Origin of the sequence: Streptomyces sp. NBC_00459 (assembly GCF_036013955.1) — a bacterium.
Classification (GTDB): Bacteria; Actinomycetota; Actinomycetes; order Streptomycetales; family Streptomycetaceae; genus Streptomyces.
The window spans coordinates 187441-195954 of sequence record NZ_CP107903.1 but is presented as its reverse complement, the minus strand read 5'-3'; the positions used below and the strand labels follow the sequence as shown (position 1 = coordinate 195954).

Sequence of the window (8514 nt, the reverse complement as noted above, 5' to 3'; positions counted from 1 at the left end):
ACCGATGACCGAATCACCGATCTTCGCCGAGACGTTCACGCTCACCCACGACAACCCGCTGCTCCAGGGGCATGTGGTACGCGGACGCAGCCTCATGCCCGCCGTCGGGCACCTGGACCTGGTCCTGCACGTCCTCGGGCGGCACGGTCACGCCGTCCGGGACGTCGAACTGCGCGACTTCACCATTCTCGCGCCGCTCGCCGTCCAGCCCGGTGAGCAGGTCCTGACCACGGTGGAGGGGCGCCCCGCACCGACGGGCGGACTGCGGATCGAAGTCCGCGGCCGGCACGGGCAGGACGCCCCGGACGTGACGTACGCGATCGTGACCGCGCACACCGGCGCCGCGCCCGCCTTCGAGGAGCGGCTGCCGTTGCCGCTCGACGGAGCGGTCCGGACCACCCCGCTCGCCGACATCTACACCTGGTGCAGGGAGCACGAGCTGGTCCACTCGGGCCTGATGAAAACCGACGGCGTGTTCCGCCGGCGTCCCTCGGACTGGGTCGCCGAGGTGGAACTCGCGCCCGAACACCACGGCAGCGCGGACGCGTTCCTCTTCCAGCCGGCCCTGTTCGAGGCAGGGCTCCTGTGCGGGGGAGTGGCCTTCGGCCTGTTGCACGAGGGCGCGGAGAACCCGGACTCCCGTCTGCCGCAGGAGTTCGGCCTGTATCTGCCGCTGGTCTTCGAGTCGTTCCGGGCGACGGCCCCCCTGGGCAGGCGCTGCTTCATCAGGATCCCGGCCGAGTCGGTGCGCGGCGACGCCGAACTCGTACGGCTGACCATGGAGTTCTACGACCCGGAGGGACTGAAGGTCGCAGAGGTCGCCCAGTACGTGGCCAAGCGGGTCCGGGACACCACGGCGCTCCAGCCCCGGGAGGACACCGTCCTCGCCCCGGCGCCCGTGACGCCCGGGCAGGGAGAGTCTTCCGCCGCCGGGAGTCAGGACGTCGTCGCCGTTCTGTGCGACCTGATCGGGGCGCGGCTGGGGCGGGCGCCCGGACGGATCCGCACCGGTGCCGGCTACTACGAACTGGGACTGGCCTCGGCGGACCTGCTGTCGCTGAAGGCCGAGCTGGAGGACCGGCTCTCCCTCCCGCTCTCGCCGACGATCATGTTCGAGTATCCGACGGTCACCGAGCTGGCGGCCCACCTGGAGGAGGTGCTCGCCGAACGGCAGCCCCCGGCCGCGCCCGTTTCGGCGACGTACCCGGAGCCCGCGGTCTGCGCCACGCTCACCCGCGAGGTGTCCGCGTTTCTCGGCGTGCCCGCAGCGGACGTGCACCCGGACGACACGTTCGAGGAGCTCGGCCTCGACCCGGTGGACCTCGCCCGACTGACTGACCGGGTGAACGACCGCTTTGGCCTCACACTCGTGTCCGCCGCCTTCGGCGAACACCGCACCGTCCGAGCCATGGCCGACTACCTAGCCTCCGCCGAAGGCGGACCCGTCCCGGCCGCCCAGGCGCCGACGCCGGTCGCCGCGGGACCCGCACGCCCTCATCCGATGCTGCAACGCACGGTGGGGGACGACGACGGCCACGCCTACGAGACACGGTTCGACGGCAGTGAGCCATGCCTGCGGGACCACCGGGTGCGCGGCAGCCGCGTCCTGCCGGGAGCCGCGCAACTGGAGATGGCGCGTGCGGCGGTCGAGCGAGCGGTGGGCGAGCGGTCGAGGGGCCGGGTCCGGCTGGACGACGTCATGTGGCTGCGGCCCGCGGTCTGCGGCCCGGACGGCCTCGTACTGCGGGTCGGCGTGCGCACCGCCGCCACGGGCGGCTGGGAGTACGACATCCACAACGTGGACGGTGACGGCGGACCCACCCTGTGCAGCCAAGGCCGGGCGAGCCTGCGGGAAACCGCCGACCTCGGCCTGCCGAGCCTGGCGGAACTGCGCGAGGCCTGCCGGGGAGGGGAGTTCTCCGCGGAGCACATCTACGGCCTGTACGCCGACGCGGGGCTGGACTACGGCCCCGCGCAGCGCTCCCTGGTGCGGCTGGACGTGGGCGCGGACGAGGCGGGACAGCCCCAGGTGCTCGCCGAACTGCGCCTTCCGGCGGCAGCGGAGCCGCTGGACGGGTTCCGGCTGCACCCGAGCATCATCGACGGCGCGTTGCAGGCCACCATCGGCCTGCGGCTGACGGACACGGCGTCACCCGGCCGGCCGGGCGGCCCCGCCCTGCCGTTCGCCCTCCAGCACGTGGACGCCCCCGCCACCAGCCCCGCCAGGGCGTACGCCTGGATCCGGCCACAGCAGCGAACCGGCCCCGTCGGCGCGTCGCCGAAGCTGGACATCACGGTGTTCGACGAGCGCGGCCAGGTGTGCGCGAACCTGACCGGACTGAGCACGCGCACCCTCCCGGACCTGCCGTCGGCCGTGATCGAAACCACGGTGGAGCGTTCCGCGCCCCATGTGCCCGGCCGGGCCGACGGCGACATAGCGATCGTCGGTCTCTCCGGGCGCTACCCCGAGGCGGCCGACCTCGACGAGTTCTGGGACAACCTGCGCTCGGGCCGTGACTGCGTCCGGGAGGTGCCGGCGGAACGCTGGGACCACCGCCGCTACACCGACGGCGCCGACACGGGCCGGACGCCGGGCAGGTGGGGCGGCTTCCTCGACGGCATCGACCTGTTCGACCCACTCTTCTTCCAGATATCGATGCTGGAGGCCGAACACCTCGACCCCCAGGAACGCCTGTTCCTGCAGACCGCCCACCACACGCTCGAAGACGCCGGATACACGGGCGAGCGGCTGGCCCGGGCGGGCCGGGTCGGTGTGTACGTCGGCGCGATGTACCAGGAGTTCCAACTCCACGGCGCGCAGGCCCAGGAGCGCGGCCGACTGCTCGCCCTGTCGGGGAGCGCGTCCACCATCGCCAACCGGGTGTCGTACTTCTACGACTTCACCGGGCCGAGCATGACCATCGACACCATGTGCTCGGGCTCGCTGACGGCCATTCACCTCGCCTGTGAGGCCATCCGGAGCGGTCAGTGCCACGCGGCGATCGCGGGCGGCGTGAACCTCACCTCCCACCCCAACAAGTACCTGCTGCTGGGCCTGCGCAACTTCCTCTCCAGCGACGGACGCTGCCGCAGCTTCGGCGCGGGCGGCGACGGTTACGTTCCCGGCGAAGGGGTGGGGGCCGTCCTGCTGAAGCCCCTTGAGCGGGCCGTCGCCGACGGGGACCACATCCACGGCGTGATCAAGGGAACGGCGGTGAACCACGGAGGGCGCAGCCCCGGCTACTCGGTGCCCAGCCCGGCGGCACAGGGCGAGGTCATCGCCGACGCGCTGCGGGCCGCCCGCGTCGACCCGCGCACCCTGAGCTATATCGAGGCGCACGGCACGGGAACGTCACTGGGCGACCCGATCGAGGTGACCGGGCTGGTCAAGGGGCTGAGCAGCGCGGGAAGCCTGCCGGAGAACTGCGCGATCGGCTCGGTGAAGTCGAACATCGGGCACAGCGAGAGCGCCGCCGGTATCGCGGGCATCACCAAGGTGCTGTTGCAGATGCGGCACGGGGAGCTCGTACCGACCCTGCACGCCGAGACCCTCAATCCGCACATCGACTTCGACCGGATCCCGCTGCGGGTGCAGCGGCACCTGGAGCCGTGGCGGCGCCCGGAGCTGGAGGTGGACGGAGAGCGCCGCACGATGCCCAGGATCGCCGGTGTCTCCAGTTTCGGCGCCGGCGGCTCGAACGCGCACATCGTCATCTCCGAGTACGACCCCGAGTACGAGCCCGCGCTCCCGCGCCCCGCCCGGACCCCGGCCGACGGCAGGCCGGCGCTGCTCGTGCTCTCCGCGGGGAGCGAGGAGCAGCTCGTGGACCAGGCCCGCAGACTCCACGCCCGGCTGGCGGAGCTGAGCGACAGCGAACTCCCCGACGTCGCGTGGACGCTCCAGACGGGGCGGACCGCGCTGGAGGAGCGACTGGCCTTCGCCGCTGCCTCGGTGGCGGACGCCAGGGCTCGACTGGAGTCGTTCGCCGCCGGCCCGCGGCGGCCCGGTGGCTGGGTCCGGGGCGCCGTCCAGCCCGACCGGGAGGCGACGGCCGGCCGACGGACCGACGACGAACTGGCGTCCGCCGTGGCGGAATGGTCCGCGCGAGGCACGTACGACAGGCTGCTGGGCCTGTGGGCCGTGGGAGCCGAAGTGGACTGGGAGACGCTGCACCCGGCCGGGCCGCCCGCGCGCCGGATCAGCCTGCCCGGTTATCCCTTCGCCCGCGAACGCTGCTGGCCGGACCTCGGCTCGGGCGTCGTGTCGCCCGAGCCGCTCGTCCCGCCCGCCGCACAGGTGGCACAGCCGCAGCCGCTCCGGCCGGCCGAGGGCACGGCGGCACCGGGCGAGGTGCTGCTGCTGCGCCCCGTATGGACGGCCCAGGACGCGCGGCCCCGCGACGCGGCCCCGGCGGAGCGGTTCGCCGAGCACCACGTGGTGGTCGTCGGCCGGCTCACACCCGAGGAGCGCGAGGCCCTTCGGACCGGACTGTCCACCAACGCGGTATGCCGGTTCGTAGAGATTCCGGACGGCCCGCTGGACCACCAGTACACCGAGGTGACCCGGCAGGTGTTCACCCTGGTGCGCGACCTCCTCACGGCCGGTGTGCGGCGTCCGACGTTGCTCCAGGCCGTGCTGGCCGGCGATCCGGCCACGGTTGCCGAGCGGGAGCGCCTCGCCTGCTTCGGCGGCCTCGCCGGTCTGCTGAGGACGGCAGGCCTGGAGAACCCGCTCCTGCACACGCGTTACCTGGAGTGCCTCGACGGCGCCGCACCGGCCACGGTCGCCGCTCGTCTCGTGGCCGAAGCCGCCGCCGACCCGGAGCCGGAAGTACGGCACCGCGACGGCCGGCGGTACGTGGCGCGGCTGGCGGAGATCGCCTCCGCCAGGCCCGCCGACCGGCCCTGGAAGGAGAGCGGGGTCTACCTCATCACCGGCGGCGCCGGCGGCCTCGGCCTGATCATGGCGAGGGAGATCGCCGCCTCCGTGGAACGGGCCACCGTCGTCCTCACCGGACGGTCGGCGCTGGACCCGGCGCAGGAGGAGGCGCTCGAAGCGCTGCGCTCGACCGGCCTGACGGTGGACCACCAGCGTGCCGACGTGGCCGACCGGGTCGCCGTCGCTCGCCTGCTGGACCATGTCCGGCGCACGCACGGGCCGTTGACGGGCATCCTGCACAGCGCCGGAGTCACCGACGACAAGCTCATCGTCCGCAAGTCGCCCCAGGAGCTGGAACGCGTCCTGGCGCCCAAGGTCGCCGGGCTCGTCCACCTCGACGAACTGAGCCGGGACCAGCCGCTGGAGACGTTCCTGTGCTTCTCCTCGACCAGCGGAGCCTTCGGTAACCCCGGGCAGGCCGACTACGCCGCCGCCAACGCGTTCATGGACGCCTACGCCGCCTACCGCAACCGCCTCGTCGCCGCCGGTCTTCGCAGCGGCGCCACGGTGTCCGTCGGCTGGCCGCTGTGGGACGAGGGCGGCATGGGAACGGACGGCGCCCTCAGGGAACGACTGCGCGCCACCGGGGTCGTGCCGCTGGACACCGTCCGCGGAGTGCGGGCACTGCGCTGCGCCCGGGCCGCCGAGGAGAACGGGCTGTCGGACGGCCGCCTCGTCGTCCTCGCGGGCCGGCGCGACGCGCTGCTTCCCCGGCTCACCGGCCTCGCCCAGAACACGCCCACCGCACCCGGGGCCACCGACGCGGATCCCGGTGCGGACGCGGCTTCGCGCCCCGGCACGGCGCAGTCCCAGGCCGCAGCGGAACGCGGTCAGGAGAACCGCGGTCAGGATGAGCGTGGCCTGGAGGACCGGGCTGTGGGCCACCTGCGGCGCCGACTGGCGGCGGCACTCAAGCTGGGCCCCGAGCGGCTGGGACCCGACACGCCGCTGGAGCGCTATGGCATGGACTCCGTCATCGCGGTCGGCGTCACCGCCGAGTTGGAGGACGCCTTCGGCCCGCTGTCCCGGACACTGCTGTTCGAGGTGCAGACGGTGCGCGAACTCGCACGGTACTTCGCGACGGAACACGCGCCGGCCCTGCGCGCCCTGCTCGGTGAGCCCGCCGCGCCTCAGCAGGCGCCACCCTCGCCCGTGCCCGACGACGGCCCGTCCCGGCCCACCCCGGCCGACGCCCCGATGCCCGAGCGACCCCGCCCGGACTCCGGCGGCGAGGCCGCCGCGAGCCTCCGTACGCCGATCCGCGACCTGGGCACCGAGCCGGGGACGCCCCCACCCGGCCGTGGCGAGGAGATCGCGATCATCGGCATCGGCGGGCGCTACCCGCAGGCCGATGACCTCGACGCACTGTGGAGCAACCTCCGGTCCGGCAAGGACTGCGTCACCGAGATCCCCGCCGACCGCTGGGAACGCCTGTACGGCGCGGAACCGGGTGAGGACGGCGCGAGGCGCGGCATGTGGGGCGCGTTCCTCGACGGGATCGACCGGTTCGACCCGCTGCACTTCGGTATCTCGCCCCGCGAGGCCGAGGCGATGGACCCGCAGCAGCGGCTGTTCCTGGAGACCGTGTGGCACCTGCTGGAGGACAGCGGAGTGACCCAGGACGTCATCGAGCGGCGCTACGGACGTCGCGTGGGCGTGTACGTGGGAGCGGCCTACCAGATGTACCGGGCGGACGAGTCGGACCCCGTCCTGGCGGCGCTGACCTCGGCGGCCTCCTACAACCTGATCGCCAACCGCGTCTCCCACTTCTTCGGCCTCGAAGGCCCCAGCCTGGCCCTGGACAACATGTGCGCGTCGTCCGCCACCGCTGTCCACCTCGCCTGCGCCGACCTGCTGCGCGGGGAGAGCGAACTGGCCATCGCCGGCGGGGTGAACCTGACCGTCCACCCGGAAAAATACGTGGCACTGTCCGAGATGCGGCTTCTCGGCAGCCACCCGGGCAGCCGCAGCTTCCGTGACGGGGACGGTTACCTGCCCGCCGAAGCCGTCGGCGCCGTGCTGCTGAAGCCGCTGAGCGCGGCGGTCCGCGACGGCGACACGGTCCACGCCGTCATCAAGGGCACCGCCTCACTGCACGGCGGCCGGGCCAACGGATTCATGACACCGAGTCATCGTGCCCAGGTGCGCGTCATGCGGCGGGCGCTGGAACACGCGGGCGTCGAAGCGGGCTCCATCGGATACGTCGAGGCCGCGGCCAACGGCACGACGCTCTCCGACGAGGTCGAGGTCAGGGCCCTGCGCGAGGTGTTCGGCTCAGTGGCCGAACCGGTGGCGGTCGGCACCGTGAAGTCGAACCTCGGGCACCCCGAACCGGCCTCCGGCATCGCCCAGCTCACCAAGGTCGTCCTGCAACTGCGCCACCAGGAACTCGCGCCTCTGGTCGACGCCGGTTCCCCCAATCCCAACCTGGACCTCGACGGCACGGCGCTCGGCCTCTGCGAACGGCTGACGGCCTGGGAACCCCGGGCCACGGCCGACGCGGAAGGCCTGCCGGTGCCGCGCCGCGCGCTCATCAACTCGGTTGCCGCCGGCGGAAGTCACGTCAGCCTGGTCGTCGAGGCACCCCCGGCCGCGGAACCCGTCGCGCCGAGTGCCGAGGACACCGGCTCCTCGCTGGTGGTGCTGTCCGCCGGGGACTCCGAGCGGCTGGTCACGGCCGCGCGACAACTGCGCGACTTCCTGGAGCGCGACGACCGGGCGGAGCTCGCGGACCTGGCGTACAGCACCCAGCTGGGGCGTGACGCACTGCCCGAGCGACTCGCCGTGGTGGCGGGCTCCCGGGAGGAGCTCACCCAGGCCCTCACCCACTACCTGCGAGCGCACGGCCCCGACAGCGGTTTCGGGACGGATCACGGTTCCGGCGCGGTCGTGCCCGTCCATCTCGGCAACGCCGAGACCGACGCCGGCGTGATGGACGCGGTGCTCTCCGGCGCCCGTGGGGAGGAGTTCCTGGCCACCCTCGTCGCCGACCGGGACCTGGAACGCCTCGCCGAGCTGTGGGTCCGGGGCGCCCGAGTGCCGTGGAGCGGGCTCCACAGCGGATCCCGCCGACTGGTCCCGCTTCCGGCGACCGCCTTCGACCGGGGGAGCTACTGGATCGGCCGCAGGGCACGGGGCACGGTCCCGGCCGGGACCGGAGCATCCCCGGGACGGGCCATGTCCGCCGCCGGCCTATCGCCGGACGCTCGGCTCACCGACTCCGAGCGGACGATGGTGGCCGTCTGGGCCGAGCTGCTGGGGGTCGACGCGGGCAGGCTGGACGCGACGAGCAGCTTCCTCTCGCTCGGCGGCAACTCGCTGCTGGCGACCCGCCTGATCAACCTGCTGCGCCAGTACACCGGTGTGGAACTGACCGTCCAGGCCGTCTTCGACGCGCCGCGGCTCGGTGAGCTGGCCGCCGCGCTCGACCGCCGCGCACCGGTGGCCGCCGGCGCGAGCGAAGTGGACGCAATCCTGGAAAGCATCGGCTTCATCGAAGGCCTGACCGACGAAGAGCTGAACAAGCTGGCGGACGAGAATTCTGAATTCCACTGAGCTTCGTCATTCCACTCAAA

The 8514-nt window shown here is 73.0% G+C and carries 1 protein-coding gene; it reads left to right on the top strand.

Going from position 1 to position 8514, the window contains the following annotated elements:
* Positions 1–4: 4 nt before the first annotated feature.
* Complete coding sequence (locus tag OHN74_RS00730) at positions 5–8494, top strand: SDR family NAD(P)-dependent oxidoreductase (RefSeq protein WP_327692520.1); 8490 nt, start codon at positions 5–7, stop codon at positions 8492–8494.
* Positions 8495–8514: the final 20 nt, after the last annotated feature.

Excerpts from the sequence above, each read along its gene's own strand:
- OHN74_RS00730 (WP_327692520.1), top strand. The coding sequence starts at position 5 with ATGACCGAATCACCGATCTTCGCCGAGACGTTCACGCTCACCCACGAC.